The organism is Streptomyces otsuchiensis, from assembly GCF_004305975.1.
Lineage (GTDB): Bacteria > Actinomycetota > Actinomycetes > Streptomycetales > Streptomycetaceae > Streptomyces > Streptomyces otsuchiensis.
Genome location: NZ_BHZI01000014.1, coordinates 1 through 18,119, shown reverse-complemented (window position 1 = coordinate 18,119; position 18,119 = coordinate 1). Strand labels below are relative to the sequence as shown.

Below are 18,119 nucleotides of genomic sequence, written 5' to 3'. Positions count from 1 at the left end.
TCATCGCGGGGTCGTCTCCTTCAGGCGGTTCAGCCGGTCCAGTTCGGCCGCGAACCGTCCCGCGCAGGCCGCCGCGACCTCCTCGGCGTCGTCCGCGGTGTCGACGTCACGCAGCGCGGGCAGTTCGCGCACCCGCAGGCCGGCGTCGCGCAGCCGGGCGCGCTGGGCGGCGCCGGTACGGGGTGTCGACATGGGTACCCCGCGCAGCAGTTCGGGGTCGGGCCGGGTGAGGCCGAGAGCCCAGAACCCGCCGTCCAGCGCCGGGCCGATCCAGGCGTCGCAGTGGTCGAAGCTCACGGTCAGCAGCTCGGGGGTGATCTGCGGCGTGTCCATCCCGACCAGCAGCGCGGGGCCTTCGCAGGCGGCGAAGGCGCCGGCCAGCCGTTCGTCCAGGCCGCCCGCGCGCTGCGGGACGACCTCGAACCCGGGGGGCAGCCAGGGGCCGGGTGCGCCGTCCAGGACCAGCACCCGCCGTTCGGCGGGGGTCGCGGCCACGGCCTCCAGTGTGTCGGCGAGGGCGGCCTCGGCGAGCAGCGCCGCCTCGGCGGGGGTGAAGGGAGGCGTCAGCCGGGTCTTCACCCGGCCCGGGCGCGGCTCCTTGGCGATGACGAGCAGTGTGGTCACAGGCGCAGTCGTCCTTCCGTGCTCGGCGCCGGTGGTTCGGCCAGGACGCGTCGCATGTCCCGGACCGCCTGCCAGGTGCCGCGCCAGGTGCCGGTCACCTTCGAGGCGCCGGTGCGCGGCAGATAGGGGACCGCGTGCTCGCGGACCCGCCAGCCGGCGTCGGCGGCGCGCACGACCATCTGGAGCGGGTAGCCGCTGCGGCGGTCGGTGAGTCCCAGGTCCAGCAGCGGTTCCCGGCGCGCGGCGCGCAGCGGTCCCAGATCGCGCAGCCGCAGGCCGGTGCGGCGGCGCAGCATTCTGGCGAGGGCCGCGTTGCCCGCTCTGGCGTGGGCCGGCCAGGCGCCGCGGGACTGCGGGAGCCGGCGGCCGAGAACGAGGTCGGCCTCCCCGTCACGCACTTCGCGGGCGAAGGGGACGAGGAGGCCGGGGTCGAGGGAGGCGTCGCAGTCGCAGAAACACACGATGTCGGCGGTGGCCGCCAGCAGTCCCGCGTGACAGGCGGCGCCGAAGCCTCGTCGCGACTCGTGCACCACGGTCGCGCCGAGGTCGCGGGCGAGGTCGGCGGAGCCGTCGCTGGAGCCGTTGTCCACGACGATCGCGCGCCACCCGGTCGGGATGCGGGCCATGACCCAGGGCAGGGCGCCCGCCTCGTTGAGGCACGGGAGTACGACATCGGCCGGCGGAGGTGTGGGATGACTGGTCACGCAGCTCACCCTACGGTGCATATCGTGACATTACGGGCAATGGTTCGGCGTGGGCACGCTGTGGCGGCGTCACGCGCCTCTCCGACGCGCTGTCAGCCGCCGCGCAGCGGGGAGGCGGCGAACTCCTTGACCCCGGCCTCGTACTCGACCTGCGGCCGCCAGCCCAATTCCTCGCGCAGCCGGGAGGAGTCGGCGGTGATGTGCCGCACGTCGCCGAGCCGGAACTCGCCGGTGACCACCGGGTCAGGGCCGCCGTAGGCGGAGGCGAGGACCCCCGCCATCTCGCCGATGGTGTGCGGCTCGCCGCTGCCCGCGTTGTACACCCGCAGCCGCCCCGCCACCGGGTCCGCCTCCAGCGCCGCCACGTTGGCGCCGGCCACGTCCCGCACGTGCACGAAGTCCCGGCGCTGGCCGCCGTCCTCGAACACCCGTGGTGGCTCGCCGCGTTCCAGCGCCGAGCGGAAGAAGGAGGCCACGCCCGCGTACGGCGTGTCGCGCGGCATCCCGGGGCCGTACACGTTGTGGTACCGCAGCGAGACGGCCGAACCGCCGGTGGCCCGCGCCCAGGAGGCGCTCAGCTGCTCCTGCGCGAGCTTCGTCGCCGCGTACACGTTCCGGGGATCGGCGGGCGCGTCCTCCCCGACCAGCCCCGGGGACAGCTCCGTGCCGCACTCCGGGCACGGGGGCTCGAAACGCCCGTCCTCCAGGGCGGCGACCTCACGAGGGCCCGGCCGCACGACCCCGTGCGCCGGGCACAGGTACCGCCCCTCGCCGTAGACCACCATCGACCCGGCCAGGACGAGCCGGCCGACCCCCGCCTGCTCCATCGCGGCCAGCAGCACCGCCGTCCCCAGGTCGTTGTGGGACACGTAGGCGGGCGCGTCGGCGAAGCGCGTGCTGAGCCCGACCATCGCCGCCTGGTGACAGACGGCCTCCACCCCGGCCAGCGCCCGGACGACGGCGCCGGAATCCCGCACATCCGACCCGGGGTCCTCGCGCAGGTCGAAGACGACGGGATCGTGCCCGCGCTCCGCCAGCGCCTCGACGACATGGGACCCGATGAACCCGGCACCGCCGGTGACCAGAACTCGCATGCCCGTCACGCTAGGGCCGGGCCCCGGCCGGCGGACCGGGCCGCGCCGGGCGCCACCGCTCCGGCGGGCGCCGTCGCCCGGCCGCAGCAGCGCGACGGCGCGCGGGAGCGTGCGCACGCCGATCCGGGCGCCCCCGGCGGCCGGTGCGCACGGCGGCCCCGGGCACCGTGGCGCGCGACCACCGGCGTGCGGAAGTGCGGGAGACGATGTGCCACTCGTCCCTTGCTGGGCGGTACGCGTACGCTGGGTCCCGCCGCGTGTCCACGACCTGTCCGAGGTGCCGCGGCTTCTCGCCCACGGAGGGCGACGGGCCGGCTCGGAGGGACGGGAGCGCAGTGACAGACACCGATGACCACCGCGACGAGGCGGGCGCCTCCTGGCCCGCCCGGCTGCACAGCCTGTGGCTGGCCGCCCAGGACGTGCGGAACGTCGAGGACATGGCGCTGCACGTGTACGGCGCGATGCTCGGCGAGGACGGCGTCACGGCCGTCACCGGGACCCGCTGGAACGGCAGGGAACTGCGCTACCTGCGCCGGGCGACGCGCGAGAGCCAGAGCGTCACGACCACCGCCTCGCAGCGCGCCGCCGCCACGCGCCGCGAGCCGCCGGCCGCCGACCGGGGGCGAGCGGGCGGACGGCCGGTCGTCCATGTGCACGACCTGGCCGAACCCACCCCCGAGTTCGAGCCCGAGGCCGCGGTGCTGCGAGAGGCGGGCGCCCGGTACGCGATGGAGTCCCGGTTCCGGCTGGGGGAGAGCGACTGGGGCGCCTTCTCCGTCGGACTGGCCCGCCGGCCCGACGGAGCCGAGGATCTGGCCGCCCGGCTGACCCAGCTCTCCGAGGTTCTCGTCGCCAGCAACCGGCGCATCACCGAGTCCCGCGCACACGAACAGCGCCAGGTCGAGGACGCCTTCCTCGCCGAGGCGTCCCTGCAGATGGACGCCAGCCTCGACGCACAGGAGACTCTCGCCCGGGTGGCCCGGCTGGCCGTACCGGCCGTCGCGGAGGGCTGCGCCGTGCACCTCTTCGGGGACGACGGCGCGCTCACGCCCGTCGCCTCCGCCCATGTCGCCGCCGCCGCGCAGCCCTGGCTCGCCGGCCTCGCCCGCGACGACCTCTGGTTCGCCGAACGCCTCCACGAGGTGGTCCGCGGGCGGGAGGGAACGGTCCTCACCGGTGAGGACCTCGCCGGCTCCCCGTTCGGGCCGGGCACCGAGGGCCTGGGCCGCGCCGTCCTGGCCGTCAGCGTCAGCCCCCTGCGGGCGCGCGGCCGCGCGCTCGGCACCCTGACCTTCGTCTACCACCGGGGCGAGGAGGCGGTCGCCAGCCCGCGCCTCCTCGACGACCTCGCCCGCCGGGCGGCCCTGGCGATCGACACCACCACCTCCTACGAACAGCGGCGCCGCCACGTCGAGCAGCTGCAGCGCCATCTGCTGCCCACCGCGCTGCCCGAGTGGCCGGCCGCCGAACTCTGCGCCGCCTACGAGGTGGCCGACTCCTCGCTGGAGGTCGGCGGCGACTTCTACGACGCCGTCATCGACCACGACGGCCGCCTCGCCGTGGTGATCGGCGACGTGTGCGGCCGCGGCGCCGAAGCGGCCGCCGTCACCGGGCTGGCCCGTCACACCCTGCGCACCCTGCTGGAGGACGGGACTCCGCCCGCCCGGGCCCTTGAGCGGCTGAACACCATCCTCATCGGCCAGTCGACGTCCCGGTTCGTCACCGCGATCGCCGCCGTCCTCGCCCCCGAGACCGGCGGCGGATGCGCCGTCCAGGTCTCCGCCGCCGGCCATCCGCCCCCACTGGTCCGGCGGGCCGACGGACGGGTGGAGGAGGTCCAGGTGGCCGGGCTCTTCCTCGGTGTGGTCGCCGAGAACGAACTGGAGCCCACCTCGCTGGTCCTGGCGCCGGGCGACTCGCTGGTGATGTTCACCGACGGCCTGACCGAGGCCCGCTCCGCCAGCGGCGTGTTCTTCGAGGAACTGCTGCGGGACGCGGTCCGCGACTACGCGGCGGACCCCGGCGGGCCGGCCGCGGACCTGGTGGCCCGGATGTCGGAGTTCCGTGCGACCGGCAGCGACGACACCGCCGTGCTGATCGCACATGTGAAAGGAACGCGGTGAGATCCACGGTGAATCCCGAGGCCGACACGGAGCCCGGCGCCCGCCGGATCGACCGCTCCAGCATCCTGGTCGTGGAGGACAACCTCGAGGACGCCGAGGCCATCGAACGGGCCCTGCGGCACACCCACCCCGAGGTCCGGACGGAGTTCACCACGCGGGGCACCGGTGTGGTGGACATGCTCCTCACCCGTGAGGAACTTCCCGGCCTGATCCTGCTGGACCTGAACATGCCCGGGCTGAGCGGCCACGCCGTCCTGGCCGCGATCCGCGCCCGGCCGGAGCTCGCCGGCGTCGCCGTGGTGGTCTTCACCTCCTCCACCGCGCCCGCCGAGGTCGACGCCTGCTACGCCGCGGGGGCGGACAGCTACGTCTACAAGCCGGTCAACTTCACGCTGTTCCGGACCGTCCTCAAGGGCGCGGTCGACTACTGGCAGGAGTCCCACACCGGCTCGTCCGGTCCCTCCGGCTCTCAGCCGTCCGCGGGTGAGGCGGAGGGCTGACTCCCCTCCAGGGTGAAGCAGAAGGCGCTGCCCCGGCCCGGGACGCTCTCCACCCACAGCCGGCCGCCGTGCCGCTCCACGATCCGCTTGACCACGGCCAGTCCGACCCCGGTTCCCCCGCCGCGTTCGGTGGGCCCGTGGAGCCGTCGGAAGAGGTCGAAGACCTCGTGCTGCCGCTCCGGCGCGATACCGATCCCGTTGTCCCGCACCACGACCACCACCTGCCCGGCACCGTCCGGCTGGCCCGCCGCGTCCTCGGCGGGCGCCACCCGCGCGGACACCTCCACCCAGCGGTCGGCGTCCCCCTCGCGGGCGTACTTGGCGGCGTTGACCAGCAGGTTGACGAGGATCTCGTACAACCGGTCGGCATCGGCCCTGACCGGTGGAAGCTCCCCGCGGACCAGGCGGACCCCCTCCTCGGCCAGCCGGGGCCCGGCCACCTCCAGCGCGGTGTCCAGGACGTGGGACAGCTCCAGTTCGCGCAGCCGCAGCCCCGAGCGTCCCAACCGGGCGTAGTGGAGCAGTGAGTTGAGGAGCTCGTCCATCCGCCCCGCGAGCCGCTGCATGGTGAGCAGCCGCCGGACCGTCGTGCCGTCCAGACCGGCCGGGGCGTCCTCGATCGCGAAGGTCGCCGCGTTGGAGATGCCGCGCAGCGGTTCCTTGAGGTCGTGCGCGGCGGCGTGGGCGAAGCCGTCGAGGTCGAGATTGGTCATCCGCAGCTCGTCGTTGAGCGTCTCGACCGCGTCCGCGTGGCGGAGCACCAGTTCGGTGAGCAGCCGCCACAGTTCGCGGGCCGCCGTCCGGTCGCGAGTCGTCCACGGCAGGCTCCGGCCGCGCATCGTCGCGCGGAACACCTCGCCGGACCCGCGCGGGGTGAGCCGCTCGCCGCGCGGCCCCACCCGCACCGGGGCCCACGGGTCGGCGGCCCAGCGTCTGGGCGCGGGACGTTCACGCCGGGCCCAGGCGAGGAAGTCGCCCGACCGGCTGAGCGGCACCATCAGGATCCCGGCCGGACCCTCCTCCGGGCTCGCCGGTGTGTACGGCAGCTCGTCCTCGGGGAGTTCGGAGAGCCGGTCGGTGTCCCACACCTCTCCGGGCGCCAGCGCCGCGGCCCGCCGGCCCAGTTCCCGGACCAGCTCCGCGGGCAGGGCATCCCCACTGCCGACCGTCCGCCCGCCGCGGCTGAGCAGCACGCCGTCGGCGTCCAGCAGTTCGGTCACCTCACCGCCGCGCTCCGCGAAACGCCGTTCCAGCCCGTCCTCCAGCAGCCGGGCGACCGACGCCGCGCGCTGCCCGGAGTCCGTCAGGGCGTCGGCGCGTTCACGCTCCTCGATCGCGGAGAGCTGGAGCGAGAACGCCACCCCGAACATCTCGCAGGCCGACCGCACCTCGGGCGCCGGGCGCAGCGGCAGCGCCCCGTGGCAGGCGATCAGCCCCCACAGCTTCCCCTCCCGCATCACCGACACCGACATCGAGGAGCGCACCCCGATGTTGCGCAGATACTCCAGATGGAAGCCGGACACGGTCCGCAGCGCGGCCAGCGAGAGGTCCAGCGGCTCACCGGTGTCCGGGCGCCGGGAGGGACGCAGGCCGACCGTGACGTCGTCGACGTCGCCGATCACCCGGATCCAGTTCTCGCGGTACAGACGCCTGGCCTGCGGCGGGATGTCGGTGGCGGGGAACCACAGCCCCAGCCACGGCTCCCAGCCCGGAGCGACGTCCTCGCCCACCACCTCGCCGGGGCCGTCCTCCCCGTCGAACCGGTAGGCCACCACCCGGTCGAAGCCGGTCAGGGACCGCATCTCGCGCACCGCGATCCCGCAGCAGTCCGCGACGCTGCCGGCGGCCCGCAGCCGGGCGAGCGCCCGGCGGATGCCGGTGTAGAAGGTGCCGAAGGCGAGGGCGTCCGACTCGCGCGGCTCGAACTCCAGGATCAGCAGGCCGTCGCGGCGGTGGGCCGAGACATCGACCGAGCGGCCCGCCCCACCGAAGTCGACGAGGACCGGGAGCGTCACCGGGACCGCGTCGGTGCCCGCTGTGCCCGTCACCGCCTCGGCGTAGTCCTCCTCGGGCAGGACCCGGGTCACCGGTGCGCCGACCAGCTCCGCCGCCTCCACGCCGAGGATCTCGCCGGTGTTCTCCGCGGCCACGACGACCAGCCCGGACGCCGGGTCGACAGCGACCAGCGCCCCGTGGGACTGGACGCCGCCCAGCAGGTGGATCGGCTCACGCACACACTCGGTGAGGTCGAAGCCGCCCTCGACCACCGCCTCGGCGGCCCGCGCCCGTTCCGACAGCCATCGGTCCACCATCGCCTCCCAGCCTCCACCGGGCCTGCCGGAAACTCCGAGCCTCGCCGGTACGGGCGCCATCCTTCCATCCGCGCGCCCCACCAGACGGCGCGCACGCCGGTGCGCTCCCGCGCCCGTCTGGCACATTCCGCCCGGTTCGCGCCCCAGGCACCGACAGCGCCCGTGACCGGAGGGAACCGTGCCTCCCGCGCGCACCGGCGCGCCGCGTTCAGACGAGACCGCGCGCCAGCCGGTGGTAGGCGCCGTTCCAGCGCAGGCGGTCGGCGAAGTCGTCGCTCACCGTCCGGTCGTCGATCAGTACGAACTCGGTGCCGCTGATCCCGGCGAAGTCCCGCAGCGCCCCGGCCCCGGCCGTGGTGAGCACCGTGTGGTGGGGGCCGCCCGCCATCAGCCAGCACTCCGCCGACACCGGAAGCGACGGACGCGGCTGCCACACCGCGCGCGCGACCGGGAGGCACGGCAGCGGCGCGTCCGGCTCGACGACCTCGATCTCGTTGGCGACCAGCCGGAAGCGGTCGCCCAGGTCGGTCAGCCCGACGACGGTGGCCGGGCCGGGCGCCGCGTCGAAGACCAGCCGCACCGGGTCCTCCCGGCCGCCGATGGAAAGCGGATGGACCTCACAGCGGGGCACACCCGCCGCGATCGAAGGACACACCTCCAGCATGTGCGCGCCCAGCACCTTCGGCTCGCCCGGGCCGAAGTGGTAGGTGTAGTCCTCCATGAACGACGCGCGCGGGCCCATCGCCTTCGCCGCCGCGAGCAGCGCCGCCGTCTTCCAGTCGCCCTCCCCGCCGAAGCCGTAGCCGTCGGTCATCAGCCGCTGGACCGCCAGCCCGGGGAGCTGACGCAGCGCGCCCAGATCCTCGAAGTTGGTGGTGAAGGCGCCGAAACCGCCGTCGGTCAGGAACAGCCGCAGCCCCGCCTCGATCCGCGCGGCGTAGCGGAGCGAGGCGTGGCGCTCGCCGCCGGGCGCCAGCTCCGGTGCCAGCCGGTAGCCGTCGGCGTACTCGCCGACCAGACGGTCCACCTCGGCGTCGGAGGCCGCGTCCACCAGCTCGGCCAGCTCCGTGACCGGATAGGTGTTCACGCTGACACCGAACCGCAGTTCGGCCTCGACCTTGTCGCCCTCGGTCACGGCGACATCCCGCATGTTGTCGCCGAACCGCGCCAGCCGCAGCCCGTTCAGCCGCTGGTGACCGAGCGCCGCCCGCGCCCAGTCGCCGACCCGCTCCGCGACCCGTGGATCGGAGGCGTGGCCCGCCACCGTCTTGCGGGCGACCCCGACCCGGGTCTGGACATGTCCGAACTCCCGGTCGCCGTGGGCGGCCTGGTTGAGGTTCATGAAGTCCATGTCGATCGTCGCCCACGGCAGTTCCCGGTTGAGCTGGGTGTGCAGATGGAGCAGCGGCTTGCGCAGCACGTCCAGACCGGAGATCCACATCTTCGCGGGGGAGAAGGTGTGCATCCACGCGATCACCCCCACGCACGTGGGATCGGCGTTGGCCGCCTCCAGCTCCCGCCGGATAGCCACGCTGTCGGTCAGCACCGGCCGCCAGAGGATCTCGGTGCCGATCCGGCCGGAGGCGGCCAGCATCCCGGGTATCGCACGGGACTGCTCCGCCACCTGCTCCAGCAGCTCGGCGCCGTAGAGGTGCTGGCTGCCGGTCAGGAACCAGATCCGTGCCGCGGTCTCCGGGCTCATGCGTCTCCCTCGTGGGCTCACTGCCCGTAGACGTTCTGGTAGCGCGCGTACAGCCGGTCGACCGCGGACGCCTCGATGGGGTCCGGGGTGCCCAGCTGACGGGCGAAGTGCACCGTGCGGGCGACGTCCTCCAGCATCACCGCCGCCTTCACCGCGGCGCGGGCGTCCCGGCCCACGGTGAACGGGCCGTGGCCGCGCATCAGGACGGCGGGGGAGCGGCTGCCGCGCAGCGTCTCCACGATCCCCCGCCCGATCGAGTCGTCACCGATCATCGCGAAGGGGCCGACCGGGATGTCGCCGCCGAACTCGTCGGCGATCATCGTCAGCACACACGGGATCGGCTCGCCGCGCGCCGCCCAGGCCGTCGCGTACGGCGAGTGCGTGTGCACCACACCGCCGACCTCCGGCATGTTCCGGTAGACATGGGCGTGCGCGGCGGTGTCCGAGGAGGGCGTGAAGTCCCCCTCGACCAGCTCCCCGTGCAGATCCGTCACCACCATCGTCTCCGGCGACAGCTCGTCGTAGGAGACTCCCGAGGGCTTGATCACCATCAGGTCGGCGCCCGGGACCCGCGCCGAGACATTGCCGGCGGTCCAGATCACCAGCTCGTACCGGGTCAGCTCACGGTGGAGACCGGCCACCGTGCTGCGCAGGGCGGCCACCGCCTCGGTGTGCGTCATCTACCTCTCCCTCGCCTCGACCGCGGCGCGCCGGATCGCGCGCAGGGTGTGCATCACGCCGTCGCCGCCCCGCCCGAACGCGTCGTGCAGCGCCGCGTACTGGGCGAACAGCACGTCGTAGGCGGCGGCGTTCCCGGGGTCCGGCCGGTGGACCGCCCGTTCCACCGAGGCCATCGCGGCCGCGGCCGCGCGGATGTCGGGGTGCGCCCCGGCGGCCACCGCCGCGTGCAGCGCCGCGCCGAGCGCCGGGCCCTGCGCGGAACCGACCACCGACAGCGGCAGGTTGAGCACGTCGCTGTAGATCCGCATCAGCAGCGGATTGCGGACCAGGCCCCCGGCGACGATCACCTCGGTCACCGGAACACCGGCCGCCGCGAACGCCTCGACGATCATCCGGGTCCCGAACGCGGTCGCCTCCAGCAGCGCCCGGTAGCCGTCCTCGGCACGGGTGGAGAGCGTCTGGCCCACGATCAGGCCGGACAGCTCGTGGTCCACCAGCACCGAGCGGTTCCCGCTGTGCCAGTCGAGCGCCAGAAGCCCGTGCTCGCCGACGCGCTGCCCGGCCGCCAGCTCCGAGAGCACCTCGTGCACGGACACACCCCGTTCGTCGGCCAGCCGGTGGTAGCGCTCGGGCACCTGGTTCTCGACGTACCAGGCGAAGATGTCGCCGACGCCGCTCTGTCCGGCCTCGTAGCCCCACAGCCCGGGGACGATCCCGCCGTCGACGACCCCGCACATGCCGGGGACCTCGCGCAGCACGTCGCTGCTGAGGACATGGCAGGTGGAGGTGCCCATGATCGCCACCAGCCGGCCCGGCTCCACCGCGCCCGCCGCGGGCGCCGTCACATGGGCGTCGACGTTGCCGACGGCCACCGCGATCCCCGCCGGCAACCCGGTCCAGGCCGCCGCCTCGGCGGTCAGCCCTCCGGCCCGCTCTCCCAGCGCGCCCACCGGCTGGTCCAGCTTCTCCGCCACGAAACCGGCGAAGTCCGGGTGCAGCTGCTCCAGGAACTCCGGCGAGGGGTAACCGCCCTCCTGCCGGATGCCCTTGTAACCCGCGCTGCAGGTGTTGCGGACGTAGTTGCCGGTGAGCCGCCAGACGATCCAGTCCGCCGCCTCCACCCAGCGTTCGGTCGCCGCGTAGAGCTCGGGGGCCTCCTCCAGCAGTTGCAGCGCCTTGGCGAACTCCCACTCGCAGGAGATCAGCCCGCCGTACCGGGCGAGCCACTCCTCGCCCCGCCGCCGCGCCAGTTCGTTGATCCGGTCGGCCTGGGGCTGAGCCGCGTGGTGTTTCCAGAGCTTGACGTAGGCGTGCGGTTCGCCGGTGAAGGCGGGCAGGTCGCACAGCGGGGTGCCGTCCGCCGTGGTCGGCACCATGGTGCAGGCGGTGAAGTCGGTGCCCAGGCCGACCACCTGCCGCGGATCGGCCCCGGCGTCCGCCAGTGCGGCGGGTACGGCGGTGCGCAGGACGTCCAGGTAGTCGGAGGGCACCTGCAGCGCCCAGTCGGGCGGCAGTGCGGCTCCGCCGCCCGGCAGCTCCGTGTCGAGGACACCGTGCCGGTAGTCGTGCACGCCGGAGCCCAGTTCGGCGCCGTCACGCACCCGCACCACCACGGCCCGTCCGGAGAGTGTCCCGAAGTCGACGCCCACCACGAGCGCGTCCGATGTGTCGGTCATGAGCCCACCTCCGTGATGACGCGGATCGAGCGTTCCGGCGATTGTTAGCGCTAACAATCGGTGCGTCAAGACGGCGCGCGTCAACTCGCGCCGTAGCGCGGGTGTGAGCGTGGACGCGTGCGTGAGGTGAGCACCGGTACGTACGACGGCGCGTCAGTTCACCGTGCGCCGGGTGGATCAGGCGTGCGGCGCCGCCACGCTGGCGCGCGGCACCAGCAGCGGAGTGACCGTGCGGGTGGCCGGCCCGGCCGGCTCCCCGGAGATCCGGTCCAGCAGCAGCTCCAGCGTCCGCGCGGCCACCGCGTCGAAGTCGGGCCGCACGGTGGTGAGCGGCGGGGTGAAGAACGCCGCCTCCGGCACGTCGTCGAACCCGACGATGCTCACCTCTCCTGGTACCGAACGCCCCCGTTCGGCCATGGCGCGCAGGATGCCCAGCGCCTGGTGGTCGTTGGCGGCGAACACGGCCGTCACCTCGGGCATCCGCGCCAGCAGCTGCCCGGCCCGGTAACCCGCCTCCGCGCTCCAGTCCCCGGGGCTCACCGGCGGCACCTCCGCGCCCGCCTCCTCCAGCGCGCGCCGCCACCCCCGGACCCGGCCCGCCGCGTCGAACCAGTCCGGGGGGCCGGACACGTGCCACACCGTCCGGTGGCCGGCGTCCAGCAGGTGCCGGGTCGCGGCACGGGCGCCCGCCTCCTGGTCGACGGTGACCAGGGCGGCGTCCCGGGACGGATCGCCGTCGACCGTGACCAGCGGGACACCCGCCGGTACGCGCGCCAGCGCCGCGTCGGCCGCGGCGGTCGGGGTGATGGCGACGATCCCGTCCACCCGCTGGTCGCGGTGGTGCTCCACGGCGGCGGCGATCGAGGCGCCGTCCAGCTCCCGCACCCGCCGCACGCTGACCACGAACCCCCGCGCGGTCGCGGCGAGTTCGAACGCCCCCAGCAGGGAGGACGGGCCGTACAGCGTCGAGTTCTGCGCCACCACCCCGATCAGCTGGGACCGGCCGGTCACCAGCGCGCGCGCCGCCCGGTTCGGGCGGTAACCCAGTTCCTCGATGGCGGCGCGCACCCGCAGCCGCGTCTGGTGACGGACGTTGGGGTGACCGTTGAGGACGCGGGAGACCGTCTGGTGCGACACCCCGGCGAGCCGGGCCACGTCGTTCATCGCGGGCTCGCGTCCCGGCCGCACCGTCGCCGAGCTCTCCTCCACCGTGCTCTCCCTGCCGTCCCCGTACCCGGCGACCGTCACCTGTGACCGCCGCGGGTCCACACGGCCCGCCGGGCGGCCACCAGGCTACTCGGTCGCCCGCCCACGGCGGCCCCGGCGGGAGGGCGCGACCCGGGCCGTCCCGGTCCGCCCTCCCGCCGCCTGCCGGTCTCAGGAGCCCGCTCGTCGCTTGTTCCAGACGTCGAAGCCGACGGCGGCCAGCAGCACCAGCCCCTTGATGACCTGCTGGTAGTCGGTACCGATGCCGACCAGCGACATGCCGTTGTTGAGCACCCCGAGCACCAGGCCGCCGATGACGGCACCCAGCACCCGGCCGACGCCACCGCTCATGGACGCCCCGCCGATGAACGCCGCCGCGATGGCCTCCAGCTCGAACATCAGCCCCGCCTGCGGGGTCGCCGCGTTCAGACGCGCCGCGTAGAGGCAGCCTGCCAGCGCCGCCAGCACACCCATGTTGACGAACACCAGGAAGGTGACCCGCCGGTCACGCACGCCGGAGAGCTTCGCCGCCGCCTTGTTGCCGCCGAGGGCGTAGACATGCCGGCCGAAGACCGCGTTGCGCATGATGTAGCCCAGCGTCAGCAGCAACGCGCACAGGATCAGCAGCACCAGCGGCACACCCCGGTAGCTGGCCAGGGTCATGGTGACCGCGACGATCGCCACCGCGAACGCCGCGCACTTCAGCACCCACAGGTTGAACGGCAGCGGCTCCAGCTCGTACGCCAGCTGACGCCGCCGGTCCCGCCACTGCTGGAGCAGCACCACCACGAGGACCACCGCGCCCAGCACCAGCGTCGGGTTGTGGTACTGCGTGTACGGGCCCATCTCCGGGATGAACCCCTGCGCCAGCTGCTGGTAGCCCTGCGGGAACGGGCTCACCGACTGCCCCTCCAGCACGATCTGGGTCGCGCCGCGGAAGAGCAGCATTCCCGCCAGGGTGACGATGAAGGACGGGATGCCGACATAGGCGATCCAGAAGCCCTGCCAGGCGCCGGCGGCAGCGCCGATCAGCAGCCCCAGGACCAGGGCGAGCACCCAGGGCATGTCGTGCCGGACCATCATCACCGCCGTCATCGCCCCGACGAAGGCCGCGAGCGAGCCGACCGAGAGGTCGATGTGACCGGCGATGATCACCATCATCATGCCGATGGCCAGGATGAGGATGTAGCCGTTCTGCTGGATCAGGTTGGAGACGTTGTTCGGCAGCAGCAGGGTGCCGCCCGTCCAGACCTGGAACAGCAGCACGATCAGCGCCAGGGCGATCAGCATCCCGTACTGGCGCATGTTGTTGCGGGCGGCGTCCCGGAGGATCTCCAGCGAGGAGCGGCGGCCGGCCGCCGCGGGGGACGGTTTCGTGGGGGCGGGTGTGGTCATCGCGTGCCTCAGTTCCTGTCCTGGGTCATGTGGCGCATGAGCACTTCCTGCGTGGCGTCCTCGCGGCGCACCTCACCGGTCAGCCGTCCCGCCGCCATCGTGTAGACGCGGTCGCACATGCCGAGCAGTTCGGGCAGCTCGGAGGAGATCAGCAGGACGGCCCGGCCCTGAGCGGCCAGCCGCTCCACCACGGTGTAGATCTCGAACTTCGCCCCGACATCCACACCGCGGGTGGGCTCGTCGAGGATCAGCACCTGTGGATCGGCCTCGATCCACTTGGCGAGCACGACCTTCTGCTGGTTGCCGCCGCTCAGCCGCTCCACCGGCTCGTGCACGGTGGGCGTCTTGATCCCCATCGACCTCCGGTAGCCCTCGGCCACCCGCCGCTCCTGGTGCTCGTCCACCACCCCGTGCCGGGCGAGGGAACGCAGCGAGGTCAGCGAGATGTTGCGGTGCACTGTGTCGATCAGGTTGAGCCCGTAGGTCTTGCGGTCCTCGGTGACATAGGCGATGCCGTGCGCGACGGCCTCCGGCACCGTCCTGGTCCGCACCTCCCGGCCGTTGACCCGCACGCTGCCACCGTCGTGGACGCCGTAGCTGCGCCCGAACACGCTCATCGCCAGCTCGGTGCGGCCGGCGCCCATCAGGCCGGCGATACCGACGATCTCGCCGTGGCGCACCTCCAGCGAGACGTCGTCCACGACCTTGCGCTGGTGGTCGATGGGATGGCGCACCGTCCAGCCCGAGATCTCCAGCGCGGTACGCCCGGCGTCCGGGCCCGTGTAGGGCGTCCGTTCGGGGAAGCGGCTGTCCAGGGCGCGGCCGACCATGGCCCGGATGATCCGGTCCTCCGGCAGGTCGGGGGCGGCGTCGGGCGATGTCCGCAACGGCAGGGTCTCCACGCTGCGGCCGTCGCGCAGGATCGTCACGGTGTCCGCGACGCGGCGGATCTCGTCGAGCTTGTGGGAGATCACGATGCAGGAGATGCCCTGCCGCCGCAGCTCCAGGATCAGTTCCAGGAGGTGGCCGCTGTCCTCGTCGTTGAGCGCTGCCGTCGGCTCGTCCAGGATCAGGAGGCGGACCTCCTTCGACAGGGCCTTGGCGATCTCCACCAGCTGCTGCCGGCCGACCCCGATGTCGGCGACGCGCGTCTGCGGGCGGTCCGGCAGCCCCACCCGCTTCAGGAGCCGGGCCGCCTCGCGCATCGTCCGGTCCCAGTCGATGATGCCGCGGGTGGCGTGCTCGTTGCCGAGGAAGATGTTCTCCGCGATCGACAGGTGCGGCACCAGCGCGAGTTCCTGATGGATGATCACGATGCCGCGCCGCTCGCTGGCCCGGATGTCGCGGAAGGCGACCTCCTCGCCGTCCAGCAGGATGCTGCCCTCGTAACCGCCGTGCGGGTGAACGCCGCTGAGGATCTTCATCAGCGTCGACTTGCCGGCGCCGTTCTCCCCGCAGACGGCGTGGATCTCGCCCGGCCGCACCGTCAGGTCCACACCGTCCAGTGCCCTGACCCCGGCGAAGGACTTGGTGATGCCCCGCATCTCCAGCACCGGGCGGGTCACGAGAGCTGCTCCGCGCTGTAGTAGCCCTCCTCGACCAGAAGGTCCACGTTGGAGGCGTCGACACTCACCGGCTCCAGCAGGTAGGCGGGGACCACCTTCTCGCCGTTGTCGTAGTCGGTGGTGTTGTTGAACTCCGGCTCCTCGTCGTTCAGCAGGGCGTCGCCCATGAGGACGGCCTGCTCGGCGAGTTTGCGGGTGTCCTTGAAGACGGTCTGGGTCTGGCCCTCGGCGAGGATCGACTTGATGGAGGCGAGCTCCGCGTCCTGCCCCGTCACCACCGGGTAGGGCCGGGCCTCGGTGCCGTAACCGGCGCTGCGCAGAGCCGAGATGACGCCGATGGAGATCCCGTCGTAGGGGGAGAGGACCCCGTCCACGGTGGTGGAGCCGTAGTGGCGGCTGATCAGGTCGTCCATCCGCTTCTGCGCGGTACCGCCGTCCCAGCGCAGGGTGGTGGCCTGGCTCATCCGTGTCTGGCCGCTGCCGACGACCAGGTGCCCGGCCTCGATGTGGGGCTCCAGGACGTTCATGGCGCCGTCCCAGAAGTAGCGGGTGTTGTTGTCGTCGGGGGAGCCGGCGAACAGCTCCACGGAGTAGGTCTCCCCGCTCTCCCCGCTCTCCCCGCTCTCCTCGTCGAGGCCGAGCGCCTCCACCAGGTAGCCGCCCTGGAGCTCCCCCACGCGCTCGTTGTCGAAGGAGGCGTAGGCGTCGACGTGTTCGGTGCCGAGCACGAGACGGTCGTAGGAGATGACCTTGGCGCCCGACTCGTGGGCCCGGCGCAGCACGTCCGTGAGCGCGGAGCCGTCGATCGGCGCGACCACCAGGAGCCGGTGGCCCTTGGTGATCATGTTCTCGATCTGGGCGACCTGGTTCTCCACCTTGTTGTCGCCGTACTGGAGGTCGGTCCGGTAACCGGCCGCCTCGAACTGCTCGGCCATGTTCTGGCCGTCGGTGATCCACCGCTCGGAGGACTTGGTCGGCATCGCGATGCCGACGGTCGAGCCCTTCCCGGCGTCGGGCTGGTAGCGGCTGCCGCCGCGTGCCTCCTGCCCGCAGGCCGTCAGTAACCCGACGAGCAGCGTGGCGGTGACGGCGGCTACCGCCGGTGTGAGGTGGGTGCGGGTGCGCATCTGTTCCGTTCCTTTCCGGCAGCGGCAGGCGCGGCGCCCGGCCTCCGGCCACGACGGCGGTGCGGGGCGCGGCCGTTCCCGGACGGTGTGGGCCGGGGGAGGGCATCTCGGTCGCGGCCCGACGCTGTCGGGCGGTGCTCGGCGCGCGGCGTCCGGCGCTGGGGCCGTGAGAAGGCTGGGGCTCGGACCCCGGCTGGATCCGGGTGCTGCGAACGGGCGTCGGCGGTGGGCGGGGCGCGCGGGCCGGCGGTGGTGCGTCGTTCCGCGCGTGCTGCGGCAACGGTCACGGTTCCTCCCCGGTGCGTGCGGGGACGCTCGCCACCGGACGGGACGCCGCGGCGACGCTCGACGGAGTGACCTCGGTCACTCCGATCGGATGTGAACGCTAACAGCGACTGTGGTGAGGCTCAATGCCGAGGAGCGGGTAATCCTGATCCGGTTCGGTGATGACGCAACTCCGGGACGCGCGAGGCGTTCTGGCGGAGCGACGGCTCGCGGCCGGTCGTCGCCGAAGGGCGAGCGGTGGCGCGTGGGGCGCGTGCGCGGAGAGCGCGGGCGCGTATCGCGGGCCGGGTCCTGCGGGGGTCGCTCAGCGCCGAGCGGCCCGCCGCCGGTGTGGCGGTGGCCGTTGGTGTGGCGGTGGCCGTCGGTCGTGCCGCGGGCGGACCGTCAGTCGTACGGCCAGTCGGCGGTCTCCCAGAGCCCGGCGCGTCGCAGCGACTGGGGGCAGTGCCGGTAGATCTCGTCGATCCGCACCAGCAGTGCCAACTTGGGCTTGCGGCCCCGAGCCGCCATCGCCTCGAAGAACGGCGCGTCGGTGAGGATGGTGACCCGCCCGTTGATCCGCAGCACGTCGCTGCTGCCCGGCACCAGGTGCAGTGTGCCGACCCGCGGGTTCTCCAGCATGTTGCGGAAGCTGTCGCCCCGCCGGTTGCCCGGCCGGTCGGGGATGGCGATGGTGTTGGCGTCGACCACGTGGACGAAGCCGGGGGCGTCGCCCCGCGGCGAGGCGTCGCAGTTGCCGAGGGCGTCGGCGGTGGAGATGACGCAGAACGGGGACCGGGCGAGGATCTTGAGGTCGTCGCCGACCAGTTCGCGGTGCACCTTCTCGATCACGATCGGGTGCGGCTCGCCGAGGATCTCGTCCAGCTGAGCGGAGTCACGCAGCGACACCAGGCCCTGCTCCGCCGCCGTCGGCTCGGCGGTTCCGGGGGCTTCGGTCACGTCGTGCACGTCGTACTCCTCATCCCGCGGTTCGCCCGGCGCCAGGCAGTGGTCAGGCTAGCCCAAGTCAGGTTGATCGCTGCGCGTACCCGTGTCCACCTGGGCCTTTCCGGGTCGACGCGGCACCCATTGTACGGACATCTGGTGAATGCGGAGAGCACCGGGGTCGCCCCGCCGGCCCCACCC

Annotated in this window: 14 protein-coding genes; 2 read left to right on the top strand and 12 right to left on the bottom strand. The window is 73.3% G+C overall.

The genetic code is table 11. The annotated features are described in order from the left end of the window. The 3 genes from E0D90_RS02845 to E0D90_RS02835 form a co-directional block, all read right to left on the bottom strand. Positions 1-624 (bottom strand): TIGR04282 family arsenosugar biosynthesis glycosyltransferase, encoded by a 624-nt coding sequence (locus E0D90_RS02845; protein WP_130796467.1) that lies wholly within the window; start codon positions 622-624, stop codon positions 1-3. Beyond that, positions 621-1,349 (bottom strand): glycosyltransferase family 2 protein, encoded by a 729-nt coding sequence (locus E0D90_RS02840; RefSeq protein ID WP_130796466.1) that lies wholly within the window; start codon positions 1,347-1,349, stop codon positions 621-623. The genes E0D90_RS02845 and E0D90_RS02840 overlap by 4 nt, the downstream gene beginning before the upstream one ends. A 71-nt stretch (positions 1,350-1,420) precedes the next feature. Then, a complete protein-coding gene (locus E0D90_RS02835) occupies positions 1,421-2,422 on the bottom strand; it encodes an NAD-dependent epimerase/dehydratase family protein (RefSeq protein WP_130796465.1) in 1,002 nt (333 codons plus the stop codon). Between the two features lie 335 nt (positions 2,423-2,757). Between E0D90_RS02835 and E0D90_RS02830 the strand changes: the two genes are divergently transcribed. Then, a complete protein-coding gene (locus E0D90_RS02830) occupies positions 2,758-4,545 on the top strand; it encodes a PP2C family protein-serine/threonine phosphatase (RefSeq protein WP_227869948.1) in 1,788 nt (595 codons plus the stop codon). Between the two features lie 47 nt (positions 4,546-4,592). After that, positions 4,593-5,045, top strand: coding sequence for a response regulator (locus E0D90_RS02825; RefSeq protein ID WP_130796480.1), 453 nt, complete (start codon positions 4,593-4,595; stop codon positions 5,043-5,045). Here E0D90_RS02825 and E0D90_RS02820 read toward each other — a convergent pair. From E0D90_RS02820 to E0D90_RS02780, 9 genes are all read right to left on the bottom strand, one after another. Then, complete coding sequence (locus tag E0D90_RS02820; RefSeq protein ID WP_130796463.1) at positions 5,015-7,357, bottom strand: ATP-binding protein; 2,343 nt, start codon at positions 7,355-7,357, stop codon at positions 5,015-5,017. The genes E0D90_RS02825 and E0D90_RS02820 overlap by 31 nt on opposite strands. A gap of 208 nt (positions 7,358-7,565) precedes the next feature. Beyond that, entirely contained in the window at positions 7,566-9,059 is a 1,494-nt protein-coding gene (araA, locus tag E0D90_RS02815) for an L-arabinose isomerase (protein WP_130796462.1), read from the bottom strand. A gap of 17 nt (positions 9,060-9,076) precedes the next feature. Next, positions 9,077-9,739: an L-ribulose-5-phosphate 4-epimerase gene (locus E0D90_RS02810; RefSeq protein ID WP_103502276.1), complete on the bottom strand. Its 663-nt coding sequence runs from the start codon at positions 9,737-9,739 to the stop codon at positions 9,077-9,079. Continuing rightward, positions 9,740-11,416: a ribulokinase gene (gene araB / locus E0D90_RS02805; protein ID WP_130796461.1), complete on the bottom strand. Its 1,677-nt coding sequence runs from the start codon at positions 11,414-11,416 to the stop codon at positions 9,740-9,742. It lies immediately after the preceding gene. A gap of 177 nt (positions 11,417-11,593) precedes the next feature. Next, positions 11,594-12,580 carry a LacI family DNA-binding transcriptional regulator gene (locus E0D90_RS02800; protein ID WP_130796479.1) on the bottom strand — a complete coding sequence of 329 codons (987 nt, stop codon included), beginning with the start codon at positions 12,578-12,580 and terminating at the stop codon, positions 11,594-11,596. Positions 12,581-12,793: 213 nt separating this feature from the next. Further along, positions 12,794-14,017, bottom strand: coding sequence for a multiple monosaccharide ABC transporter permease (mmsB, locus tag E0D90_RS02795; protein ID WP_227869947.1), 1,224 nt, complete (start codon positions 14,015-14,017; stop codon positions 12,794-12,796). Between the two features lie 8 nt (positions 14,018-14,025). Then, on the bottom strand, positions 14,026-15,570 hold the full coding sequence (gene mmsA / locus E0D90_RS27455; RefSeq protein ID WP_438827363.1) for a multiple monosaccharide ABC transporter ATP-binding protein: 1,545 nt from the start codon (positions 15,568-15,570) through the stop codon (positions 14,026-14,028). A gap of 8 nt (positions 15,571-15,578) precedes the next feature. Then, positions 15,579-16,709 carry a multiple monosaccharide ABC transporter substrate-binding protein gene (gene chvE / locus E0D90_RS27450; protein WP_130796460.1) on the bottom strand — a complete coding sequence of 377 codons (1,131 nt, stop codon included), beginning with the start codon at positions 16,707-16,709 and terminating at the stop codon, positions 15,579-15,581. Between the two features lie 669 nt (positions 16,710-17,378). Continuing rightward, complete coding sequence (locus E0D90_RS02780) at positions 17,379-17,933, bottom strand: MSMEG_1061 family FMN-dependent PPOX-type flavoprotein (RefSeq protein WP_103502293.1); 555 nt, start codon at positions 17,931-17,933, stop codon at positions 17,379-17,381. Positions 17,934-18,119 lie beyond the last annotated feature (186 nt).